The 23,539-nt window shown below is 55.5% G+C and carries 18 protein-coding genes and 1 riboswitch; of the genes, 4 read left to right on the top strand and 14 right to left on the bottom strand.

Features of this window, described 5'->3' with window-relative positions; genetic code table 11:
• Nucleotides 1–5 precede the first annotated feature (5 nt).
• The 3 genes from rapA to ACLJZ5_RS16100 form a co-directional block, all read right to left on the bottom strand.
• The gene (gene rapA, locus ACLJZ5_RS16110) at nt 6–2,912 is read right to left on the bottom strand and encodes an RNA polymerase-associated protein RapA (RefSeq protein ID WP_001116966.1); all 2,907 of its coding nucleotides are present in this window, start codon (nt 2,910–2,912) and stop codon (nt 6–8) included.
• A gap of 173 nt (nt 2,913–3,085) precedes the next feature.
• A complete protein-coding gene (gene polB / locus ACLJZ5_RS16105; protein ID WP_000035714.1) occupies nt 3,086–5,437 on the bottom strand; it encodes a DNA polymerase II in 2,352 nt (783 codons plus the stop codon).
• A 43-nt stretch (nt 5,438–5,480) separates the two neighbouring features.
• Complete coding sequence (locus ACLJZ5_RS16100) at nt 5,481–6,101, bottom strand: YdcF family protein (protein WP_023229211.1); 621 nt, start codon at nt 6,099–6,101, stop codon at nt 5,481–5,483.
• Nucleotides 6,102–6,618: 517 nt separating this feature from the next.
• On the opposite strand from ACLJZ5_RS16100, the gene ACLJZ5_RS16095 reads away from it, so the two are divergent.
• The gene (locus ACLJZ5_RS16095) at nt 6,619–7,038 is read left to right on the top strand and encodes a DUF4751 family protein (RefSeq protein WP_001103156.1); all 420 of its coding nucleotides are present in this window, start codon (nt 6,619–6,621) and stop codon (nt 7,036–7,038) included.
• Between the two features lie 5 nt (nt 7,039–7,043).
• Here ACLJZ5_RS16095 and araD read toward each other — a convergent pair whose 3' ends face one another.
• The 3 genes from araD to araB form a co-directional block, all read right to left on the bottom strand.
• Nucleotides 7,044–7,739 carry an L-ribulose-5-phosphate 4-epimerase gene (gene araD, locus ACLJZ5_RS16090; protein ID WP_000888683.1) on the bottom strand — a complete coding sequence of 232 codons (696 nt, stop codon included), beginning with the start codon at nt 7,737–7,739 and terminating at the stop codon, nt 7,044–7,046.
• Between the two features lie 140 nt (nt 7,740–7,879).
• Nucleotides 7,880–9,382, bottom strand: coding sequence for an L-arabinose isomerase (araA, locus tag ACLJZ5_RS16085; RefSeq protein ID WP_024797385.1), 1,503 nt, complete (start codon nt 9,380–9,382; stop codon nt 7,880–7,882).
• Nucleotides 9,383–9,392: 10 nt separating this feature from the next.
• Complete coding sequence (gene araB, locus ACLJZ5_RS16080) at nt 9,393–11,102, bottom strand: ribulokinase (protein ID WP_024797384.1); 1,710 nt, start codon at nt 11,100–11,102, stop codon at nt 9,393–9,395.
• 339 nt (nt 11,103–11,441) lie between these two features.
• Here araB and araC point away from each other — a divergent pair, with 339 nt between their 5' ends.
• Both araC and ACLJZ5_RS16070 read left to right on the top strand, forming a co-directional pair.
• Nucleotides 11,442–12,287, top strand: a complete 846-nt coding sequence (araC, locus tag ACLJZ5_RS16075; protein WP_000852387.1) for an arabinose operon transcriptional regulator AraC — start codon at nt 11,442–11,444, stop codon at nt 12,285–12,287.
• Nucleotides 12,288–12,405: 118 nt separating this feature from the next.
• Complete coding sequence (locus tag ACLJZ5_RS16070; protein WP_001148369.1) at nt 12,406–13,173, top strand: DedA family protein; 768 nt, start codon at nt 12,406–12,408, stop codon at nt 13,171–13,173.
• Between the two features lie 38 nt (nt 13,174–13,211).
• On the opposite strand, the gene thiQ is transcribed toward ACLJZ5_RS16070, so the two are convergent.
• The 4 genes from thiQ to sgrR form a co-directional block, all read right to left on the bottom strand.
• On the bottom strand, nt 13,212–13,919 hold the full coding sequence (thiQ, locus tag ACLJZ5_RS16065; RefSeq protein WP_023220757.1) for a thiamine ABC transporter ATP-binding protein ThiQ: 708 nt from the start codon (nt 13,917–13,919) through the stop codon (nt 13,212–13,214).
• Nucleotides 13,903–15,513, bottom strand: a complete 1,611-nt coding sequence (thiP, locus tag ACLJZ5_RS16060) for a thiamine/thiamine pyrophosphate ABC transporter permease ThiP (RefSeq protein WP_024797383.1) — start codon at nt 15,511–15,513, stop codon at nt 13,903–13,905. The genes thiQ and thiP overlap by 17 nt, the downstream gene beginning before the upstream one ends.
• A complete protein-coding gene (gene thiB, locus ACLJZ5_RS16055) occupies nt 15,489–16,472 on the bottom strand; it encodes a thiamine ABC transporter substrate binding subunit (protein WP_000915326.1) in 984 nt (327 codons plus the stop codon). The genes thiP and thiB overlap by 25 nt, the downstream gene beginning before the upstream one ends.
• A 31-nt stretch (nt 16,473–16,503) precedes the next feature.
• A riboswitch (TPP riboswitch) is annotated at nt 16,504–16,603 on the bottom strand.
• A 47-nt stretch (nt 16,604–16,650) separates the two neighbouring features.
• Entirely contained in the window at nt 16,651–18,309 is a 1,659-nt protein-coding gene (sgrR, locus tag ACLJZ5_RS16050; protein WP_024797382.1) for an HTH-type transcriptional regulator SgrR, read from the bottom strand.
• A 92-nt stretch (nt 18,310–18,401) separates the two neighbouring features.
• Here sgrR and sgrT point away from each other — a divergent pair, with 92 nt between their 5' ends.
• A complete protein-coding gene (gene sgrT, locus ACLJZ5_RS16045) occupies nt 18,402–18,524 on the top strand; it encodes a glucose uptake inhibitor SgrT (protein WP_000553886.1) in 123 nt (40 codons plus the stop codon).
• Between the two features lie 285 nt (nt 18,525–18,809).
• Here the strand turns inward: sgrT and leuD are convergent, their stop codons facing one another.
• The 4 genes from leuD to leuA are packed head-to-tail and all read right to left on the bottom strand — an operon-like array spanning nt 18,810 to nt 23,491.
• Nucleotides 18,810–19,415, bottom strand: a complete 606-nt coding sequence (gene leuD, locus ACLJZ5_RS16040; protein ID WP_000818267.1) for a 3-isopropylmalate dehydratase small subunit — start codon at nt 19,413–19,415, stop codon at nt 18,810–18,812.
• 10 nt (nt 19,416–19,425) lie between these two features.
• The gene (leuC, locus tag ACLJZ5_RS16035) at nt 19,426–20,826 is read right to left on the bottom strand and encodes a 3-isopropylmalate dehydratase large subunit (protein ID WP_001140632.1); all 1,401 of its coding nucleotides are present in this window, start codon (nt 20,824–20,826) and stop codon (nt 19,426–19,428) included.
• Nucleotides 20,827–20,828: 2 nt separating this feature from the next.
• The gene (gene leuB, locus ACLJZ5_RS16030; protein WP_024797381.1) at nt 20,829–21,920 is read right to left on the bottom strand and encodes a 3-isopropylmalate dehydrogenase; all 1,092 of its coding nucleotides are present in this window, start codon (nt 21,918–21,920) and stop codon (nt 20,829–20,831) included.
• Nucleotides 21,920–23,491: a 2-isopropylmalate synthase gene (gene leuA / locus ACLJZ5_RS16025; protein WP_024797380.1), complete on the bottom strand. Its 1,572-nt coding sequence runs from the start codon at nt 23,489–23,491 to the stop codon at nt 21,920–21,922. The genes leuB and leuA overlap by 1 nt, the downstream gene beginning before the upstream one ends.
• Between the last annotated feature and the right edge of the window lie 48 nt (nt 23,492–23,539).

The raw sequence follows: 23,539 nt of genomic DNA, 5'->3' as shown, positions 1-23,539 counted from the left end.
CTCCGTTATTGGTGCGTGACGACGATAAGACGCAGCGCGTCCAGACGCCAGCCTGCCTGATTCAGGCTTTCCAGCACCTGCTGACGGTTGCTGTCGATAGCGGCAAGTTCGTCGTCGCGAATGTTCGGGTTGACGGCGCGCAGCGCTTCCAGACGCGACAGTTCCCCGGACAGTTTTTCATCCGCCTCGCGACGCGCGTTATCAATCAGCGCTCTGGCGGACTTTTCAATCTGCGTCTCGCCCAGTTGCAAAATGGCATGGACGTCCTGTTGCACGGCGTTCACCAGTTTGCTGCCGGTGTGGCGATTCACGGCGCTGAGCTGGCGGTTGAAGGTTTCAAACTCGACCTGGGCGGCCAGATTGTTGCCGTTTTTATCTAACAGCATACGTACCGGCGTCGGCGGCAGGAAGCGGTTCAGTTGTAGCTGTTTCGGCGCCTGCGCTTCCACGACGTAAACCAGTTCGACCAGCAGCGTGCCGACGGGCAGCGCTTTATTTTTCAACAGCGAAATGGTGCTGCTGCCGGTGTCGCCGGAGAGGATCAGATCCAGTCCGTTACGGATGAGCGGATGTTCCCAGGTAATAAACTGCGCATCTTCGCGAGACAGGGCTACGTCACGTTCAAACGTGATAGTACAGCCGTCTTCCGGCAGGCCGGGGAAATCCGGCACCAACATGTGGTCGGACGGCGTCAGCACGATCAGGTTGTCGCCGCGATCGTCCTGGTTAATGCCGACGATATCGAACAGGTTCATGGCGAACGCGATCAGGTTGGTGTCGTCGTCCTGTTCTTCAATGCTTTGTGCGAGCTGTTGGGCTTTTTCTCCGCCGTTGGAGTGGATCTCCAGCAGGCGGTCGCGGCCCTGTTCTAACTGGGCTTTTAGCGCTTCATGTTGCTCGCGGCAGGATTTGATCAGATCGTCAAACCCGTCGGTTTCTTCAGGCGCGGCCAGATAGTTAATCAGACTGGCGTAGGCTGAATCATAAATCGCGCGACCGGTCGGGCAGGTGTGCTCAAAGGCGTCCAGCCCTTCGTGATACCAGCGAACCAGCACCGACTGGGCGGTTTTTTCCAGGTACGGGACGTGGATCTGGATATCATGCGCCTGGCCGATACGATCCAGACGACCAATACGCTGTTCCAGCAGATCCGGGTTAAACGGCAAGTCGAACATCACCAGATTGCTGGCAAACTGGAAGTTACGTCCTTCGGAGCCGATTTCGGAACATAACAGCACCTGCGCGCCGGTATCTTCTTCGGCGAACCAGGCGGCGGCGCGGTCGCGTTCGATAATCGACATGCCCTCATGGAACACGGCGGCGCGGATGCCTTCGCGTTCGCGCAGCACCTGCTCCAGCTGTAACGCGGTGGTCGCTTTGGCGCAGATCACCAGCACTTTTTGCGAACGATGGCTGGTCAGATAGCCCATTAGCCACTCAACGCGTGGGTCGAAGTTCCACCAGGTGCCGGTATCGCCTTCGAACTCCTGATAAATTTGTTCCGGATAGAGCATATCGCGGGCGCGATCTTCCGCGCTTTTACGCGCGCCCATAATGCCGGAGACCTTAATGGCGGTCTGATACTGGGTCGGCAGCGGCAGTTTTACCGTATGCAGTTCACGTTTCGGGAACCCCTTGACGCCGTTACGGGTGTTGCGGAACAGAACGCGGCTGGTGCCGTGGCGATCCATCAGCATCGACACCAGCTCATCACGGGCGGCCTGCGCATCGTCGCGATCGCTATTAGCGGCCTGCAACAGCGGTTCAATATCCTGTTCGCCGATCAGATCGCCCAGCCTGTTCAGTTCGTCGTTGCTGAGTTTATTGCCCGCCAGCAGCATGGCCACCGCATCGGCGACAGGGCGGTAGTTTTTCTGTTCTTCGACAAACTGTTCGAAATCGTGGAAACGGTTCGGATCCAGCAGGCGCAGACGGGCGAAATGGCTTTCCATCCCCAGCTGTTCTGGCGTGGCGGTCAGCAGCAGCACGCCCGGTACGCGTTCAGCTAACTGTTCGATGGCCATATATTCACGGCTCGGCGCATCGGTACTCCACACCAGATGATGCGCTTCGTCGACCACCAGCAGATCCCACTCGGCGTCGCACAAATGTTCCAGACGCTGCTTATTACGGCGGGCGAAATCCAGCGAGCAGATCACCAGTTGTTCGGTTTCAAACGGGTTATACGCGTCGTGCTGCGCTTCGGTATAGCGTTCGTCATCGAACAGCGCGAAGCGCAGGTTGAAACGGCGCAGCATTTCTACCAGCCACTGGTGTTGCAGGGTTTCCGGAACGATGATCAATACGCGTTCCGCCGCGCCGGATAATAACTGTTGATGCAGAATCATCCCGGCTTCAATGGTTTTACCTAAGCCCACTTCATCCGCCAGCAGTACGCGCGGCGCGTGGCGGCGACCCACATCATGAGCGATATTAAGCTGATGCGGGATCAGGTTGGTCCGCTGGCCGCGCAGGCCGCTGTATGGCATCCGGTACTGCTCGCTCTGAAATTTACGGGCGCGATAGCGCAGCGCGAACCGATCCATTCGATCGATTTGACCGGCGAACAGACGATCCTGGGGCTTACTGAAAACCAACTTGCTGTCGAGCAGAACCTCGCGCAACGTCACATTGGTCTCTTCGGTATCCAGGCGGGTGCCGACATAAACAAGCAGGCCATTTTCTTCTTTTACTTCATCGATATGTAGCTGCCAGCCTTCATGGCTTGTAATCGTATCGCCAGGGTTGAACATGACGCGGGTCACGGGAGAATCACTGCGCGCATACAGGCGGTTTTCCCCCGTGGACGGGAAAAGTAAGGTGACGGTTCGCGCATCCATCGCAACAACGGTTCCAAGTCCCAGCTCGCTTTCTGTATCGCTGATCCAGCGTTGACCAAGTGTAAAAGGCATATGTGTTCGGCTCTATATCTTTAATTGCAGGCATTACTCGCCATTCCCAGGCGACAGCACTGGATAATTGCGAGTATACGACCCCGCTACCAGGCTAATGTGGTAGTGGCGTTAATTAGGTCCAGGAATGGAAAGGGCGCTATGGTACTGGAAGGCGGCGCTTTCGTCACGCGTCAAAATAGCCCCAGTTGCCCGGTCAGTAGTGTAGCAAAATTATCTTCAACGAAGGGAAGAATTCCTTCCGCCACGGGTTGTAGCTGGCGGGTAAGATAGTGTTCGTAATCCAGCGGCGACTGCTGGTAATCCACGGGCTCGGGGCCGTTAACAGTCCAGACATATTTTATGGCGCCGCGATTCTGATACTGCGCCGGACGACCCTGCTTCAGGTTTTGTTCATCCGCCAGCCGGGCGGCGCGAACGTGCGGCGGGATGTTACGTTGGTACTCATGTAAAGGGCGACGCAGACGCTTACGATAAACCAGCTGCGCGTCCAGTTCGCCCGCCATCAGTTTATCGATAGTCTCACGCACATAGTCTTGATAAGGTTCATTGCGAAAAACACGCAGATACAGCTCCTGTTGAAAGCGCTGCGCCAGCGGCGTCCAGTCGGTCCGCACCGTTTCCAGACCTTTAAATACCATGCGCTGGCTGTCGCCTTCCTGAATCAGGCCCGCGTAGCGTTTTTTACTGCCAGTATCCGCGCCGCGGATGGTCGGCATCAGAAAACGGCAAAAGTGGGTTTCAAACTCCAGTTCCAGCGCGCTGGTCAAATTTTGCTGTTGTAACGTCTGCGCCCACCATTCGTTCACGTGACGCACCAGCCTGTGCCCGATTTCCGCCGCATCGGCTTCTGAATGCGCGCGCCGGAGCCAGACGAAAGTGGAATCGGTATCGCCATAGATCACGTCATAACCCTGCGCCTCAATCAGCGCTTTGGTCTGGCGCATAATCGCATGGCCGCGCATGGTGATTGACGACGCCAGACGGGGATCGAAAAAGCGACAGGCCGTGGTGCCGAGTACGCCATAAAAGGCGTTCATAATGATTTTAAGCGCCTGCGAGAGCGGTTTATTACCCTGACGTTTGGCTTCATCGCGCCCGTGCCAGATTTGGCTAACAATTTCCGGCAGGCAGTGCTTTTCTCGTGAAAACCAGGCGTCAAGGAAACCTTCGGTACTGTGTTCCGGATCCGGCTGCGCCATGCCTTCGACCAGCCCGACGGGATCAATCAAAAACGTGCGGATAATCGACGGGTACAGGCTTTTATAATCCAGCACCAGTACTGAATCGTATAATCCGGGTTGTGAATCCATTACGTAGCCGCCGGGACTTGCCAGCGGCGGCACTTCGCCGAGATTGGGCGCGACATAGCCGGCGCGGTGCATTCGCGGAAAGTAAAGATGCCCGAATGCGGCGACCGAACCGCCGTGGCGATCGACCGGCAGGCCGTTGATCGTCGCGCGTTCCAGCAAAAACGGCATGATCTCGGTTTTATGGAAAATGCGCGTGACCAGCTCGCAGTCTTTCAGGTTGTAGGTGGCGAGGGCGGGTTTATCCTGGGCAAAGCGGCGATCGATCTCATCCATACGATCCCAGGGATTATCAATGGATTTTCCTTCGCCGAGCAGTTCCTGCGAGACGGCTTCCAGCGAAAAAGACGAAAAATTCCAGAACGCGGATTTAAGCGCGTCGATACCATCGATAATGACTCGCCCTCTGGCCTGGGCGAAAAAAACGCCGTTTTTGAAGCCATGTTCGCGCCACTCCAGTTCGCTATTGTCTCGCCCCAGCCGTAAAGGGATACGGTAGCGTTCGGCATGTTTTTGCAGCATACGCAGGTCGAACTGCACCACGTTCCAGCCGATGATGACGTCGGGATCATGTTCGGCAAACCAGGCGTTGAGTTTTTCCAGCAACTGCGGGCGGCTGGCGACATACACAAGCTCGAAGTCCAGTTGGCGGTCATCGCCATTCGCCGGACCCAGCATATAAACGGTACGCTGGCCGCAGCCTTCCAGACCAATGCAATACAGTTCGCCGTGTCGCGTGGTTTCGATATCCAGCGAGACCCATTTTAGCGGCGGTCGATAGTCGGGGTGGGGTTTAAGACGCGCATTGCGGATAACGCCGTTGCGCATCTCGCCGTCTACCCAAACGGGCGACGTAATAAAACGCTCCATCAGGTAACGTTCCGGCGGGCGTACATCCGCTTCATAAACGGTGACGCCGTTTTCGCGTAGCAGTTTCTCCATCCGCATAAGCTGGCGGTGAGTACGGCAATACAGACCGGATACCGGCTGACGATGAAAGTCTCGCAGCTGGAGCGGCGTCAGGCGATAGTCTTTTTCCGCCTGTAGCAGCGAGGCGGCGCGGGAGGTCTGGCTGGTCGGAATAAACGCCACGGATTCCTGCGGTGCCAGCGTCGCCTGCACAGGGCCGTTGTCTGTCGCCAGCCAGAAAGAGACCTCCGTTCCTTGCGGCGTATCCCGCCAGTGCCGGGTTAAAATGAAACCTGCCTGCGCCACGATGATTACCTGTCTAAAAAATTCACGCTAATTATAACCTGTTTTAGGGGGTGATACTGTTATTTTGTACAGGCATATAACGTAAAAGCCGATATCCGCTGTAATAAAAAGTTTCTCGCAGTAAGAAGCGGGTTTGCGCCCACCAGGATTTATAGCGGGTGGATCGCGTGGGTGATGAGCGGCTATCGATACCATTATCCTGAGCGATAGTTTTCAGACGCAGCATATGCAGCGGATCGCTGACAAGTAACGCTGTGCGCCATTGTTGTTGCCGCTGTATCTGTTTTGCGTAACGAATATTTTCGCGCGTCACGGTAGAGCGCTCTTCAATAAAAATCGCCTTAGCCGGAATGCCTTTTTCCAGAACGTATTGACGGGCTATCGCCGCGTCGGAAACCGTTGCGCCAGCGCCGTAGCCGCCGGTTAATACCAACGCGCGGACAATGTGTTGTTGGTAAAGCCAGATGGCATGATCCAGTCTGGCCTGAAAAACGGGAGAAGGCGTTTTTCCGCTAACGCCTGCTCCTGCGACAATCGCGCAGTCAGCTACGCGCGTCTGGTCTTGCTGACTGAACTGATAAATAGCGATAGCGTTATTGATAAACACCGTGGCCATAATGAGAATTATGCCTGCCGCGATTCTGGTGATGTAGCGATATTTCATGAATGAGTTCGTTCCCCGTGACGGGTGTAATGAATATTTTAACGATAAAAGAACTTTTAGCGTCAGATATTTTTGCTGACGTATATTTATCAATATAATGATGCCGGTATATACAGCAGATATAATTATCCTATAACTGCTAATTTTGAATCATGTTTATTTACCATTTTTACCCATGTATTAGCTGTTTTGTGTCAAGTCTGTTTTCATACATTAAGTATTTTTCAGAAAGGCGCTTGTTCGAATCTGTTACTTATTTCTCGGATTAACAAAAAAGCGATATTTTTTGTTTGTTTTACTTAATGAAAAGTGTAACAATTTCATTTGGAACATCCGCACCGTCAGGTAGAAATATAATATTCCAATTGGCCGCTATGGTTAAATAAAAATGGATTACAGTGCGAATTCGTCGGGAACTCTCTGCATAATTTAATTTTTATTTTAGAATATAATTTTATTTTGACTTTCGGGTGCGGGTGTTTTTATCAAAATTTGTGGTATTCGGGAATGATCTTTTATGAATGTGAGTATGCAGGCGCGTCTGGTAGGGAGCGACCGTTATCTTTTCGTCAATACTCAACGCGCTAACCCTTCCATAAAAACCGTGAGTCGATTTTTTGAGTATAAAACATGGACAGAACAAATTTGGCGTACCGAGATTATTGAAAACGGCAATGCTTTTTTTCACTGGCAAGGACACGACAGAAAAAACGGACATCGGGATACCATTATTAACTATCTGTTAAATGGGCAACGCTGGCAGTCAACAATCGAAGATTATATTTTCTTCCATGCGCTGGAAGGAAAAGCGTGGCAGGGACATTATGATAATATTATTGAATATGTGAGTTCTGATCATTACGTCTATCAAAGCGCATTTGCTGAATATATCACCGACCAGACTCATCAACGCGCCCCCCATGGGACGCGTTTTTAGAGGCATTACTGCCCGTAATAGGCTTTTGCGCCGTGTTTGCGTAAATAGTGTTTATCCAGCAGGGATTGCTGCATGTCGGGCAACTGCGGCGCAAGCTGGCGGCAGAAGATCCCCATATAGGCCACTTCTTCCAGCACGATGGCGTTATGCACGGCATCCTCGGCATTTTTACCCCAGGCAAACGGGCCGTGCGAATGGACAAGCACGCCGGGCATTTGAGCAGCGTCAATACCTTGTTTTTCAAAGGTTTCAACAATGACATTGCCCGTTTCCCATTCATACTCGCCATTAATTTCCGCCTCGGTCATTTTGCGAGTGCAGGGAATCGTACCGTAGAAATAGTCGGCATGGGTGGTTCCCGTCGCCGGAATCGGCTGACCCGCCTGCGCCCAGATAGTCGCGTGGCGCGAATGGGTGTGTACGATGCCGCCGATAGTCGGAAATGCCTGGTACAACAGACGGTGGGTTGGCGTATCGGACGACGGTTTCTTATGACCTTCAACGACTTCACCGCTCTCCAGGCTGACCACCACCATATCGTCAGCGGTCATGACGCTATAATCGACGCCGGACGGCTTAATCACCAGTACGCCGCGTTCGCGATCGACGGCGCTAACGTTACCCCAGGTGAGGGTGACCAGGTTGTGTTTTGGCAGCGCCAGATTGGCTTCCAGTACCTGGCGTTTGAGATCTTCTAACATTGTTTTCTCCCTGCCGGATGGCGCTTCGCTTATCCGGCCTACGAGCGACGGTGTGCCGGATGGCGACATAAATGCCTTATTCGGCCTACAGGACCGTAGGCCCGGTAAACGCAGTGCCACCGGGCAATCCGTTTCACCAATTAACGTTTGAACCCGTAATACACCTCGTTCCAGCGCAGCGCGTCCTTAAAGGTCGGCAGACGGGTATCGTTATCAATCACCGCGATTTCGATATCGTGTATTTCTGCGAACTGGCGCATATCGTTCAGATCCAGCGCGTGGCTGAAGACGGTATGGTGCGCGCCGCCAGCCAGAATCCACGCTTCGGAGGCGGTCGGCAGATCCGGCTGCGCCTTCCACAGCGCGTTAGCTACCGGCAGTTTCGGCAGGGAGTGCGGCGTTTTTACGGTGTCAATGCAGTTGACCAGCAGGCGATAACGATCGCCGAGGTCGATCAGGCTGGCGACGATCGCCGGGCCGGTTTGGGTATTGAAAATCAAACGCGCCGGATCTTCCTTGCCGCCAATGCCGAGGTGCTGGACGTCGAGGATCGGTTTCTCTTCCACCGCGATGGACGGACACACTTCCAGCATGTGCGAGCCGAGCACCAGATCGTTGCCTTTCTCGAAGTGGTAGGTGTAATCCTCCATAAATGAGGTGCCGCCCTGCAGACCGGTTGACATCACTTTCATAATGCGAAGCAGAGCGGCGGTTTTCCAGTCGCCTTCGCCCGCAAAGCCGTAGCCCTGTTGCATAAGACGCTGTACGGCCAGACCCGGGAGTTGTTTCAGGCCGTGCAAATCTTCAAATGTCGTCGTAAAGGCGTGGAATCCGCCCTGTTCCAGGAAACGCTTCATACCGAGTTCAATGCGCGCCGCTTCCCGCACGTTCTGGCGTTTATCGCCGTGGATCTGGGTGGCGGGCGTCAGGGTATAGCTGCTTTCATACTCGTCAATCAGAGCGTTGATATCGCCGTCGCCGATAGAATTCACCACCTGCACCAGATCGCCGACCGCCCAGGTATTGACCGAAAAGCCAAATTTGATTTGCGCGGCCACTTTATCACCGTCAGTCACTGCGACTTCACGCATATTGTCGCCGAAGCGGCAGACTTTTAGCTGGCGGGTATCCTGTTTAGAGACCGCCTGGCGCATCCAGGCGCCGATACGCGTATGGGCCTCTTTATCCTGCCAGTGACCAGTGACGACCGCGTGCTGCTGGCGCATCCGCGTGCCGATAAAACCGAACTCGCGGCCGCCGTGCGCAGTCTGGTTCAGGTTCATAAAGTCCATATCGATGCTGTCCCACGGCAGGGCGGCGTTAAATTGGGTATGGAATTGCAGTAGTGGTTTGTTAAGAATACTCAGCCCGTTGATCCACATTTTGGCCGGGGAGAAGGTGTGCAGCCAGACCACCAGCCCCGCGCAGCGATCGTCATAATTGGCGTCACGACAAATGGCGGTAATCTCATCCGGCGAGGTGCCCAGCGGTTTTAATACCAGTTTACATGGCAGTTTGGCTTCGGTATTCAGCGCGTTGACCACATGCTCGGCATGTTGGGTGACCTGACGCAGGGTTTCTGCGCCATACAAATGCTGGCTGCCAATCACAAACCATACTTCATAATTATCAAAAATCGTCATTGTCGTGTCCTTAATGAGTCAGGATTGCCTGATTGGCCGGGGTCGTTGGCGCCGGCGCGGCAGTCGGAAGATAATGTTGTTCTGCGCTTAGCGCCCACTGCTGGTAGCGGCGGTAAAGCTGTTCGAGGCGTTGCGCCTGTTCAGGGCGGGGACGCAGAGTGCGTTCTACCGCGCTTGCCATGCTTTGCTGGGCGGCAGGAATATCGGCATGGACTTTCGCAGCGACGGCGGCAAAGATAGCGGCGCCTAATGCGCAACACTGGTCGGAAGCGACGATCTGCAACGGACGATTCAGTACGTCGCAGCAGACCTGCATAATGACCTGATTTTTACGGGCGATGCCGCCAAGCGCCATCACGTTATTGACCGCGATACCCTGATCGGTAAAACACTCCTGAATGGCGCGCGCGCCGAAGGCGGTCGAAGCGACCAGACCGCCAAACAGCGCTGGCGCGTCGGTGGCGAGATTGAGATCGGTAATGACGCCTTTCAGACGCTGATTAGCGTTTGGCGTGCGGCGACCGTTAAACCAGTCGAGCACCACCGGCAGGTGATCCAGGGACGGATTTTTCGCCCAGGCGTTGGTGAGCGCTGGCAGTAGCTGCTTCTGGCTGGCGTTAATCTGGGTTTTCAGTTCCGGGTGCTGCGCGGCAAGTTGTTCCAGCGGCCAGCTCAACACGCGGCTAAACCAGGCGTAGATATCGCCGAAAGCGGATTGCCCCGCTTCCAGACCGATAAAGTTCGGCACCACGCTGCCGTCAACCTGACCGCAAATGCCTTTCACGGCGCGATCCCCGACGCTCTGTTTATCCGCAATCAGAATGTCGCAGGTAGACGTGCCGATGACTTTTACCAGCGTATTGGGCTGCGCGCCCGCGCCGACCGCGCCCATATGACAGTCGAACGCGCCGCCGGAAATCACTACGCTTTCCGGCAAGCCGAGGCGCTGCGCCCATTCGACGCACAGGGTGCCCACGGGCAGATCGGCGGTGAAGGTTTCGCTAAATAACGGGTAACGCAGATGACGGTTAATGCACGGATCGAGTTCATCAAAGAAGCTCGCGGGCGGCAGACCGCCCCAGCTTTCATGCCACAGCGTTTTGTGCCCGGCGCTGCAGCGGCCACGGCGGATATCCTGCGGGCGAGTGGTGCCGGAAAGCAGCGCCGGCACCCAGTCGCACAGTTCAATCCACGAGACGGCGGCCTGCGCGACGGCGCTATCCTGACGGGTGACGTGCAGAATCTTCGCCCAGAACCATTCGCTGGAGTAAATGCCGCCAATATAGCGGGAGTAGTCGACCTTGCCTGGCTTATGGCACAGACGAGTGATTTCGTCGGCCTCTTCCACGGCGGTGTGATCTTTCCACAGCACAAACATCGCATTCGGGTTCTCGGCGAACTCCGGACGCAGCGCCAGGACGTTACCGTCGGCGTCAATCGGCGCTGGCGTAGAACCGGTGCTGTCAACGCCAATGCCAACGACATTTGCGCGTTGCGCGGCGCTTAATTGTGCCAAAACGGCTTTCAGCGCGGCCTCCATTGACTCCATGTAGTCGCGCGGATGATGACGGAACTGGTTGTTCGGGCCGTCGCAATAACGGCCTTCTTGCCAGCGCGGATACCACTCTACGCTGGTGGCGATCTCGTCGCCGGTGGCGCAGTCCACTGCCAGAGCGCGCACTGAATCACTGCCAAAATCGAGGCCAATTGCAATTGCCATCGTCTTACTCCATCCAGAAAAACAGGTATGGAGAAACAGTAGAGAGTCGCGGCAAAAACCGTCAGGCAGGATCCGCTAATCTTATGGACAAAAATGCTAATGCTTTGCAAAGTGTGACGCTGTGCAAATATTCAATGTGGACATTCCAGCCATAGTTATAGACACTTCTGTTACTTAATTTTATCGCCTGAACTGTACGCTTTTGTTACAAAGCGCTTTTCACAAGCGGGGTTGATACGTGCTTTCATCACGCACAAGGTCTTGCGGAGACGTAAGCTCTGTCGTCCTGGTCAATATGGACAATTTGTTTCTTCTCTGAACATCGGGGGTAGAGAAATCATGGCTGAAACGCAAAATGATCCGCTATTGCCGGGATATTCATTTAATGCCCATCTGGTCGCCGGACTGACGCCAATTGAAGCGAATGGATATCTGGATTTTTTTATCGATCGTCCGTTGGGCATGAAGGGATATATTCTTAACCTGACCATCCGCGGAGAAGGCGTCATTAATAATAATGGCGAGCAGTTTGTCTGTCGGCCTGGCGATATATTATTGTTTCCGCCGGGCGAGATTCATCACTATGGACGGCATCCGGACGCCAGCGAGTGGTATCACCAGTGGGTTTATTTCCGGCCTCGCGCCTACTGGCAGGAGTGGCTGACCTGGCCGACAATCTTTGCCCAGACAGGATTTTTCCGCCCGGACGAGGCGCGCCAGCCGCATTTCAGCGAACTGTTCGGGCAGATCATCAGCGCCGGGCAAGGGGAAGGTCGCTATTCTGAGCTACTGGCGATCAATCTGCTGGAGCAGTTGTTGCTCAGACGTATGGCGGTAATTAATGAGTCGTTGCATCCGCCGATGGATAGCCGTGTGCGCGATGCCTGCCAGTATATCAGCGACCATCTGGCGGACAGTCATTTTGATATCGCCAGCGTCGCCCAGCATGTCTGCCTGTCGCCCTCCCGGTTATCGCATCTGTTCCGCCAGCAGTTAGGCATTAGCGTATTGAGTTGGCGCGAAGATCAGCGTATCAGCCAGGCGAAACTCCTGCTTAGCACCACGCGAATGCCGATAGCGACCGTTGGGCGCAATGTTGGATTTGACGATCAGCTCTATTTTTCGCGGGTATTTAAAAAATGCACCGGGGCAAGTCCTAGCGAGTTCAGGGCCGGATGTGAATAAAAAGTGAATGATGTGTCCACAAAGATGTCATAAGCCGTAACTATTCGGATAATTGACGGCTTGACGAAGGGGGACGGGGTAAGCAGAATCCCTGCTTCATCACGCTGACGGACACACTATGCAAGCACTGCTGGAACACTTTATCACCCAATCCACTCTGTATTCGCTTATCGCCGTGTTGCTGGTCGCCTTCCTGGAATCGCTGGCGCTGGTGGGGTTGATTTTACCCGGTACGGTACTGATGGCGGGGCTGGGCGCGCTTATCGGCAGCGGCGAGCTCAATTTTTGGCATGCCTGGCTGGTGGGTATTATCGGCTGTCTGATGGGCGACTGGATTTCGTTCTGGCTGGGGTGGCGCTTTAAAAAGCCGCTACACCGCTGGTCTTTTATGAAAAAGAACAAGTCGCTGCTGGATAAAACCGAACACGCGCTGCATCAGCACAGTATGTTCACGATCCTGGTCGGACGTTTTGTCGGTCCGACGAGGCCGCTGGTGCCGATGGTGGCAGGGATGCTGGATCTTCCCGTGGCGAAATTTATTGGGCCGAACTTGATTGGCTGTTTGCTGTGGCCGCCGTTTTATTTCCTGCCGGGCATTCTGGCGGGAGCGGCAATCGATATTCCTTCCGATATGCAGAGCGGAGATTTCAAATGGCTGCTGCTGGCGACGGCGTTGCTGCTGTGGGTCGGAGGCTGGCTATGCTGGCGGCTGTGGCGCAGCGGCAAAGCGGCAGTCGATCGTTTAACCGCGTATTTCCCCCGCAGCCGTTTGCTGTATCTGGCGCCGTTGACGCTCGGGATCGGCGTGGTCGCGCTGGTGGTGCTGGTTCGCCACCCGCTGATGCCGGTATATATCGATATTCTGCGCAAAGTTGTGGGTTACTAACGATTCCTTTGCCGGATGGCAGCTTCGCCTTATCCGGCCTACAAAATATGGGATTTGATGCCCAATAGCGCTGAGGCGCTGGCCTGACCGCTTAGTAGCTCGTCTGTTTTGCCTTGCCACGCAATGCGTCCGTCGGCGACGACGATTGACCGGGGCGCAATTCGCGCCGCATCTTCCACGCTGTGCGAGACCATCAACAGCGTGAGCTGTCGCTCGCGGCAGATATCGCTGACCAACGTCAGCATCTCCTGACGCAGCGCGGGATCGAGCGCGGAGAACGGTTCATCCAGCAGCAGTACCGGCTGTTCACGTACCAGGCAGCGCGCCAGCGCTACCCGCTGACGCTGGCCGCCGGACAGCTCGCCCGGCAAACGCGCCATCAGACTCTCAATGCCCATCTGACGTGCGATAGCGTCCCGTTTTTCCCGCTGGCTGGCGTTGAGCGTTAACCCGGGGTTTAGCCCCAGACCGATATTTTGCTGCACATTCAGGTGGCTGAATAAATTATTCTCCTGAAACAGCATTGAGACCGGACGGCGTGAGGGCGGCGTAAGCGTATGATCGTCGCCGGCAATCAGTAGCGTACCGCTGGCAGGCGCAAGAAAGCCGGCAATTAAATTCAACAACGTGCTTTTCCCCGCGCCGCTGGGGCCAAGAATCGCCACCTGCTCGCCGCGTTCTACCGCCAGCGTAAAACGCATCGGCAAATGATGGTAAAGCCAGGTGATATCAATCAGTTTTAGCATGTCGGCCCGGTAGTTTCTCTATGAGGGTAAATAACGTAAAGCAGAGCAGCAATAGTATCAGCGCGGTCACCGCGCCGTCCTGGCTGCGGTAGGAGCCGATCTGCTGATACAGATAAAACGGCAGCGTGCGGAAATTGTCATTGCCGAAAAGCGCGACGACGCCAAAATCACCGATAGAAAGTACGCAGGCAAACGCCAGCGCCTGCGCCAGCGGACGTTTCAGCGCCCGCAGTTCCACGACCTTTAACCGCGACCAGCCTTCAATTCCTAATGACTGGCACAGCATTCCATAACGGGCGGTAATATCGCGCATTGGGTTTTCCAGGACTTTTAGCGCGTAGGGGATTGCCATCAGCGCATTGGTGAAAATCACGATGCCGTCGGCGGATTCCGGTAAGCCAATGCTGTTATTGAGCAGTAAAAAGAAGCCTGTCGCCAGCACGATCCCCGGCATCGCGAGGATCAACATCCCGCTGAGTTCCAGCGTTTGTCCGGCGAATAGTTGCTGGCGTTGGCGTAGCTCGCGGCTACTCCACAGCAGCATCATGGTCAGCACCACACACAGAACGCCCGCCGCCAGCGCAATGCGTAGCGATGTCCAGACAGCCTGCCACAGAATGGGTTGCGCCAGCACCTCCGGCAGGCTGCGGTTGATGCCATCGACCACCACGGCGACCAGCGGCGGAAGCAGCAGCAGCAGCGCCAGCACGATTAATAAGGCGTCCGTCAGACGGCTGTGGAGACGATCGTCAGGATCGCGCCAGCCCTGCGTCAGCGTCATCCCCGGCGCAACCGCTTTGCTCAACCGTTGGCTTAGCAGTACCAGCGCCAGGCAGCAGACCATCTGGATTAATGCCAGCATCGCCGCGCGGGCGGGATCGTAGTCATAACTAAGCGCCTGAAAGATAGCCAGTTCGATAGTGGTGGCCTGCGGGCCGCCGCCGAGCGACAGAACCGTTGCGAAACTGGCGAAGCAGAGCATAAAAATCAGCGCCGCGACGGGCGGAATTTGGCGGCGCAGCCACGGCCATTCGACAAAACGGAAAAAATGCCAGCCGCGCATACCGAGCTGGGCGGCGAGCTGGCGCTGCTCGCCGGGAATGCTTTCCAAAGATTGCAGCAACAAACGGCTCGCCATTGGCAGGTTAAAAAAGACGTGCGCCAGTAAAATGCCCTGCAAGCCGTAGGGGGAGAATGTCCACTGAAGCCCCAGCATCTGCCACAGCGAGGCCAGCCAGCCCTGACGGCCATACACGCTAAGAATACCGAACACGGCAACCAGTACCGGCAGAATCAGCGTCATGGCGCACAGACGCAGCAGCGCCAGACGTCCAGGAAAACGGCGTCGATAAAGCGCGCGGGCGAGAAAAACCGCCGGGACCACAGACAGCACTGCGGACAGAAACGCCTGCCAGAATGAGAAGCGCACCACATGCCACAGGTAGCTATCCCGCCAGATTGTCGACCACGCGCCCGACGGCGCGTTCAGCCAAAGCGCCAGAAAGGCCGCCAGCGAGACGGTTATCATCAGCGCGGCGGCGCACAGCCCCGGAATCAGCCAGCCGGGAATTAACGGCTGACGGCGCGTTGCCATTCGCTAATCCATGCCTGGCGTTGTGCTGCCACTTGTTGCGGCGTGAATTCCAGAGTTGTGGCGGGTTTGGCCAATGATTCAAACCCTGCTGGTAGGGCGACGTCCGCTACCGGGTACATCCAGTTGCCGGTGGGTATGGCGTTCTGAAACGCCGGAGAAACCATAAATTTGAGGAATTTCTCCGCCAGTTCCGGCTGCTTACTGGCGACGGTACGCGCCGCGACCTCTACCTGTAAGTAATGGCCTTCGCTGAAGTTCGCGGCGGCGTAATTGTCCTTCTTCTCTTCAATAATGTGATACGCCGGAGAGGTGGTGTAACTGAGCACCAAATCGCTTTCACCTTTCAGAAATAAACCGTAGGCCTCGCTCCAGCCTTTCGTCACCGTCACCGTTTTGGCCGCCAGTTTTTGCCAGGCCTGCGGCGCGTTATCGCCATAGACTTTGCGCATCCACAGTAACAGCCCCAGCCCTGGCGTACTGGTACGCGGGTCCTGATAAATCACCCGCCATTTTTGATCGCTCTCGACCAGTTCTTTCAGGCTTTTCGGCGGATTTTTCAGCTTGCTTTTATCGTAGACAAAGGCGAAATAGCCGTAATCGAACGGCACAAATGTGTCGTTTTTCCAGCCGCCGGGCACCTTGACCGCCTCATTCGCCACGCCGCTTTTGGCAAAGAGTTTAGTTTGCGTGGCCGCTTCCAGCAGATTGTTGTCCAGCCCCAACACCACATCGGCTTTGCTGTTCTTCCCCTCCATCCGCAGGCGGTTGAGCAGCGAAACGCCATCCTCCAGCGCCACCAGTTTCAGCTCGCAGTTGCAATCGGCTTCAAACGCTTTTTTCACCGCCGGGCCTGGCCCCCAGTCGGCGGCGAACGAGTCGTAGGTATAGACGGTGAGAACGGGTTTGGCGAAAGCAGGCGCCGCGCACAGGAGTAAAAGCGGAAGATATTTTTTTAACACTTTGCACCTCAGTTAAAGAGTGGCAAAGGACTTGAGAGGTAGCCTCAAATCCCTTCGCCGGCATTATCCGGATCAGGTTCGACGGGTATTTTCTCAGCGCGCGCATGAGCGCGGCACCCCGTTGAGTTCGGCGTTAGTGTAGTGATTTTGTTGCCGGGCAGCAATTAAGAGCTGGCTTTTAAGGGTCCGGCGGCGCAAACCACGCCGATTTAAAATCAAACCAGCCGAGGGTATTCATGCGCAGCCCGCGCATACTGCGCTGTCCCTGGATAATCAGCCAGTGGTGGATCAGCGGCACAATCGCTTTGTTGGCCAGCAGTTGCTGGCACCAGTTCGCCAGGTTCATCTTGCCAGCGCGCCACTGCGCGGCGTCGTCCTGCCAGTCGCGCGGAATGCAGTTCTGCAAGAGCGGTACTTCGCACAGGTGCGCGAACAGCGAGAAATCCAGCGGCAGCGTAAAGTTAGCGCTATTGAGCCAGATATCGCTTTCGATCTCGCCGGCGTGCCATTGATCGTAGTCGATCTCCTGAATATGCAAATGCACCTGATGTTCAGCCAGAAGCGCGCTCATGATACGGGCGATAACCCGGTGCTCAATGTGTTCGCGATAGAAGGTCAGCGTGAGGGTTTCCAGACCGGCAGGTTTTTCGCCCGGGCCTGGACGGGCGTGATGCCAGCGCGGTAAAAGCCCATAGGCCGGGAACCAGAGCTGCTGTAGCGGTTCATCGGCATGATAGAGTAAATTGGTGGGGGAGAGGACGTGGCTTACCCATTCTCTGACCTGCGGATGCGCGCCGCGCGGCGTTCTGTCGTCGAATAGCAGGTAATAGCACCCCTCTTCCAGTCGGCTTTCTATCGCTTTTTCACCGCCTTGTATCGGCCCTTCCAGCATCAAGCCGCAGGCCGGTTCTTCACTGATATCCGGCAGTACCCAGACGTTCACTTCGTCTATCAACGCCCGATAGCCGAAGTAGTCATCAAAGGCGAGTATCTTGAGTTGGTTCGGCGTATTACGCCGCACGGCATAAGGCCCGGTGCCGATAGGGTGGCTGGCGAAATTAGCCAGCGTTTCCCACTCCCGCGGCAAAATCATCGCCGGGACCTGGCCCAGCAGCCACGGCAACCAGCGATCCGGCTGGGAAAGATGAATATCCAGCGTCCACGCGGTAGGGGAGTCTATCTTTGTGATGTGCGAGTAAAGCGGAAGCGTATTGATACGCGTCAGCGAGGCGATGACATCTTCCATCTCCAGCTCGCGGCCATGATGAAAATGAATGCCGGGGCGCAGGTAGAAGCGCCACAGTAAAGGGGAAATTTGCTGCCAGTGGTGGGCAATGTCCGCTTCCAGTTCCCCGTTTTCCTCATTTACCCGCGTGAGCGAACTGAAAATTTGCCGGGCAATATGGGTTTCCGAGCGACGTAATGCGGTTCCCGGCAGGAGATTGTGCATCGGACGATAGTAAAGAACCCGCAGAATATGCCGCCCCTGGCGGAAGCTGCGTCCCAGATGGGAAATCAGCATTTGCCTGACAGCGCTTTTATCGCCGACCAGTTGTACCAGTTGATCGATTCGATCTTGTTCCAGCAGGTCTTCCGCCCGCTGCTGTTGCAGCGCCAGTCCGGTATACAGGAACGTCAGACGCGAACGCTTTCCGCGTCCAACCTCGGCTTCCCATGTTAGCCAACCGCGCGCCTGCATCGTATTTAGCAGCGTACGCATATGGCGACGCGAACAGTTCAGCAGATCCGCCAGCTCATTAAGCGTGGTGTCTTGCGTTTTACCGTCACAGCATTGCCAGAGACGGATAAATTGTTGTTGCAGGCGACCTGAGGGCATAAAAGGGGAACTCCGATGAAAAACTCAGCAATTTTATTATCCCTATATTAGGCCAATAATATCTTTCGATGAAGCAAGAGGAAGAGGTCACTATGCACCAGTTCTGGTTGAGATATTTTGCCGCGACGGAAAAAACGTCCTGGCTGGCTTGCCTGAGCGCGCCGCAGCGCTTAAAAATGCTCGCGGAACTGATGCAGTGGGAGGCGACCGATTGAAGCCAATTGCAGACATCATGTGTGACTGAGTATTGGTGTAGGCGATAGCCTAAAATCACCCGCCAGCAGATAATACCTGCTGGCTTTTTTTATTTCGGCTGTTTCTGTGGTCACGCAGGTGGTGACCGGGCGAGTAAAAATCGTATAAAAAATGCCGGAATATCCCCGGCATGAGCGACTGATGAGTAACCCGGAGCTTGATGGCGCTACGCTTATCAGGCCTACAGAATATAATGGCAACCGGGTGATATTGCATAACCTGTAGGCCCGGTAAGGCGTGAAGGGTTACCGCATAAATGCCGGTTGTTTATTTTCGTAGGCGGCAATCGCGTCTTCGTGCTGCAGCGTCAGCCCAATGCTGTCCAGACCGTTCAACATGCAGTGGCGGCGGAAGTCGTCGATTTTAAAGCTGTAGGTCTTATCGCCTGCTTTCACCACCTGTGCTTCCAGATCCACTTCAAATTTAATGCCCGGATTGGCTTTCACCAGGGCAAACAGCTCATCGACCTGTGCGTCGCTCAGGGTTACCGGCAGCAGTTGGTTATTGAAACTGTTGCCGTAGAAGATGTCGGCGAAGCTTGGCGCGATCACTACTTTAAAGCCGTAGTCGGTCAGCGCCCACGGCGCGTGCTCGCGTGACGAGCCGCAGCCAAAGTTTTCCCGCGCCAACAGTATCGACGCGCCTTGATATTCCGGAAAGTTCAACACGAATTCCGGATTTGGTTGTTGGCCCTTTTCGTCCAGGAAGCGCCAGTCGTTAAACAGATGGGCGCCAAAACCGGTGCGCGTAACCTTCTGCAAAAACTGTTTAGGGATAATTGCATCGGTATCGACGTTGGCGGCATCCAGTGGGACAACCAGGCCGGTATGCTGGGTAAATTTCTCTGCCATGGTAGTTTCCTTATTTGATGCTGCGAATGTCGGCGAAGTGGCCGGTAACGGCGGCGGCGGCGGCCATCGCCGGGCTGACTAAATGCGTGCGACCCCCGCGGCCCTGACGGCCTTCAAAGTTACGGTTGCTGGTGGATGCGCAGCGCTCGCCCGGGTTCAGGCGGTCATTATTCATGGCCAGGCACATGGAACAGCCCGGTAAGCGCCATTCAAATCCTGCTTCGATAAAGATCTTGTCCAGACCTTCCGCTTCTGCCTGCGCTTTCACCGGACCTGAACCCGGTACCACCAGCGCCTGCACGCCAGGCGCAACTTTGCGCCCTTTGGCGACTTCCGCCGCCGCGCGCAAATCTTCAATACGCGAATTGGTACAAGAGCCGATAAAGACTTTATCAATAGCAACGTCCGTTAACGGTACGCCCGGCTGTAAGCCCATATAAGCCAGCGCTTTTTCGGCGCTGGCGCGCTCAACCGGATCGCTAAAAGAGGCGGGATCGGGGATGATGTCGGTGACGGAAATCACCTGGCCCGGATTCGTGCCCCAGGTCACCTGCGGCGCGATCTCTTCTGCTCGCAGGGTGACGACAGTATCAAAGGTCGCGCCGTCATCGGTTTTCAGCGTTTTCCAGTACTCGACGGCTTCGTCAAAATCGCGGCCCTTCGGCGCGTGCAAACGCCCTTTTACGTAGTTGAAAGTGGTTTCATCCGGGGCGACCAGACCGGCTTTGGCACCCATCTCAATCGCCATATTGCACAGCGTCATGCGGCCTTCCATACTCAGCGCGCGGATCGCGTCGCCGCAAAATTCAACCACGTGTCCGGTGCCGCCGGCGCTACCGGTTTTACCGATGATCGCCAGCACGATGTCTTTGGCGGTAATGCCCGGCGCGGCGTTGCCCGTGACTTCAATCTTCATGGTTTTAGCGCGCCCCTGTTTCAGGGTTTGCGTCGCCAGTACATGTTCTACCTCAGAAGTGCCGATGCCGAAGGCCAGCGCACCAAACGCGCCGTGGGTGGCGGTGTGGGAGTCGCCGCAGACGATGGTCATGCCCGGCAGGGTGACGCCCTGTTCCGGCCCCATCACATGGACGATGCCCTGATACGGGTGATTCAGGTCATACAGCTCGACGCCGAACTCGTTACAGTTCTTAATCAGCTCCTGCATCTGGATACGCGCCATTTCACCAGAAGCATTAATGTCTTTAGTCTGCGTCGAGACGTTGTGATCCATCGTGGCGAAGGTTTTCCCTGGCTGACGTACCGGACGATGGTGCGCGCGCAGACCGTCAAACGCCTGCGGAGAGGTGACTTCATGCACCAGGTGGCGGTCGATGTACAGCAGCGGCGTTTCGTTTGGCGCCTCAAAGACCACGTGGGCATCAAATAATTTTTCGTATAATGTTTTGGCCATGATTACACCCCTTCTGCGACATAGCGGGCGATAATATCGCCCATCTCATCGGTACTGACTGCGGCAGCGCCCCTGGCTAAATCGCCGGTGCGAACGCCCTCTTCTAATGCGCGATTGATCGCCTGTTCAATGGCCGTTGCCGCATCGTTGGCATCCAGGCTGTAGCGCAGCAGCAGCGCCAGCGACAGGATCTGCGCAATTGGATTGGCGATATTTTTCCCGGCGATATCCGGCGCGGAGCCGCCAGCCGGTTCATACAGGCCAAACCCTTGCTCGTTCAGGCTGGCGGAGGGCAACATCCCCATTGAGCCGGTGATCATGGCGCATTCGTCGGACAGAATGTCGCCGAACAGGTTAGAGCACAGCAGTACGTCAAACTGCGACGGGTCTTTAATCAACTGCATGGTGGCGTTATCGATATACATGTGCGCGAGTTCCACATCGGGATACGTTTTCGCGACATCATTGACGATTTCACGCCACAGGATAGAGCTTTGCAGTACGTTGGCTTTATCAATAGAGGTGACTTTACGGCGGCGTTTACGCGCCGATTCAAAGGCGATACGGGCAATGCGCTCGATCTCAAAGCGGTGATAAACTTCGGTATCAAAGGCTTTTTCGTACTGACCGCTGCCTTCACGGCCTTTTGGCTGTCCGAAATAGATCCCGCCGGTCAGCTCGCGCACGCACAGGATATCGAAACCGTTAGCGGCGATATCGGCGCGCAACGGGCAAAATGTTTCCAGTCCCTGATACAGTTTCGCCGGACGCAGATTACTGAATAATTTGAAATGTTTGCGCAGCGGCAGCAGGGCGCCGCGCTCCGGCTGGCTTTCCGGGGGCAAATTTTCCCATTTCGGGCCGCCGACGGAGCCAAACAGAATGGCATCCGCCTGCTCGCACCCTTCAACGGTGGCTTTCGGCAGTGGATGACCATGATTGTCGATAGCAATACCGCCGACGTCATAGTGGCTGGTGGTGATACGCATATCAAAACGGTTGCGTACCGCATCCATAACTTTCAGGGCTTGCGCCATGACTTCCGGGCCGATACCGTCGCCCGGCAGTACGGCAATATGATAGTTCTTCGACATTACACGGTTTCCTTGTTGTTCTCTTTATTTTGAGCTTTGCGTTGCAATTCTTTTTCAACTTCGGCGGCGCGCCAGATATTGTTCAGTACGTGCACCATCGCTTTGGCGGAGGATTCAACGATATCCGTCGCCAGCCCGACGCCGTGGAAGCGGCGACCATGATGGTTCACGACGATATCGACCTGACCCAGCGCGTCTTTGCCCTGGCCTTTGGCGTTCAGGTCGTATTTAACCAACTCAACGTCGTAGCCAGTGATACGGTTAATCGCCTGATAGATGGCGTCGACCGGGCCGTTGCCGTTCGCCGCCTCGGCCTTGATCTCTTCACCACAGGCCAGCTTCACGGAAGCAGTGGCGATATCGCTGGAGCCGGACTGCACGCTGAAGTAATCCAGACGGAAATGCTCTGGTTCTTCTTGCTGTTTATTAATAAACGCCAGCGCTTCCAGGTCATAGTCGAACACCTGGCCTTTTTTGTCTGCTAGCTTCAGGAACGCGTCGTACAGGTGGTCCATGTTGTAGTCTGTGTCTTTGTAACCCATCTCTTCCATGCGATGTTTCACGGCGGCACGGCCAGAGCGGGAGGTCAGGTTCAGCTGTATCTGATTCAGACCGATGGACTCTGGCGTCATGATTTCATAGTTTTCGCGGTTCTTGAGGACGCCATCCTGGTGGATGCCGGAAGAGTGGGCGAAAGCGCCGCTGCCGACAATCGCTTTGTTGGCCGGGATCGGCATGTTACAGATCTGGCTGACGGTCTGGCTGGTGCGCCAGATTTCGTGGTGATTGATGTTGGTGTGTACGTTCATGATGTCTTTGCGCACTTTAATCGCCATGATCACTTCTTCCAGTGCGCAGTTACCGGCACGTTCTCCGATACCGTTCATCGCGCCTTCAACCTGACGCGCGCCCGCATGTACTGCCGCCAGCGAGTTGCCTACTGCTATCCCTAAATCGTCGTGGGTATGAACGGAAATGATAGCTTTGTCGATATTGGGGACACGTTCATACAGGCCGGAAATGATTCCCGCGAACTCAAACGGCATGGTATAGCCCACGGTATCGGGAATATTAATGGTTCTCGCGCCGGCGTTTATAGCGGCTTCCACCACGCGCGCCAGCTCGTCAACAGGCGTCCGGCCAGCATCTTCGCAGGAGAATTCCACGTCATCAGTGTAATTACGCGCCCGCTTAACCATGTATACCGCGCGTTCGATGACCTCATCCAGCGTGCTGCGCAGCTTGGTGGCGATGTGCATTGGCGAGGTGGCGATAAAAGTATGGATGCGAAACGCGTCGGCGACCTTCAGCGCCTGTGCCGCGACGTCGATGTCTTTTTCTACACAACGCGCCAGGGCGCAAACGCGGCTGTTTTTGATGGTGCGGGCGATGGTTTGGACAGATTCAAAATCACCCGGAGAAGAGACCGGGAAGCCTACTTCCATGACATCAACCCCCATGCGCTCAAGGGCCAGGGCAATCTGCAGCTTCTCTTTCGCGCTCAGGCTGGCCTGTAACGCTTGTTCGCCGTCGCGTAAGGTCGTATCAAAAATAATGACTTGCTGGCTCATGATGTGGTCCTTGTCTCCAGGGGCGCCTTGCGTCAGGCATAAAAAAAC

Source organism: Salmonella sp. 5800 (genome assembly GCF_046558195.1).
Lineage (GTDB): Bacteria > Pseudomonadota > Gammaproteobacteria > Enterobacterales > Enterobacteriaceae > Salmonella > Salmonella enterica.
The sequence above is the reverse complement of the archived record's forward strand: the minus strand, read 5'-3'. Positions and strand labels throughout refer to the sequence as shown.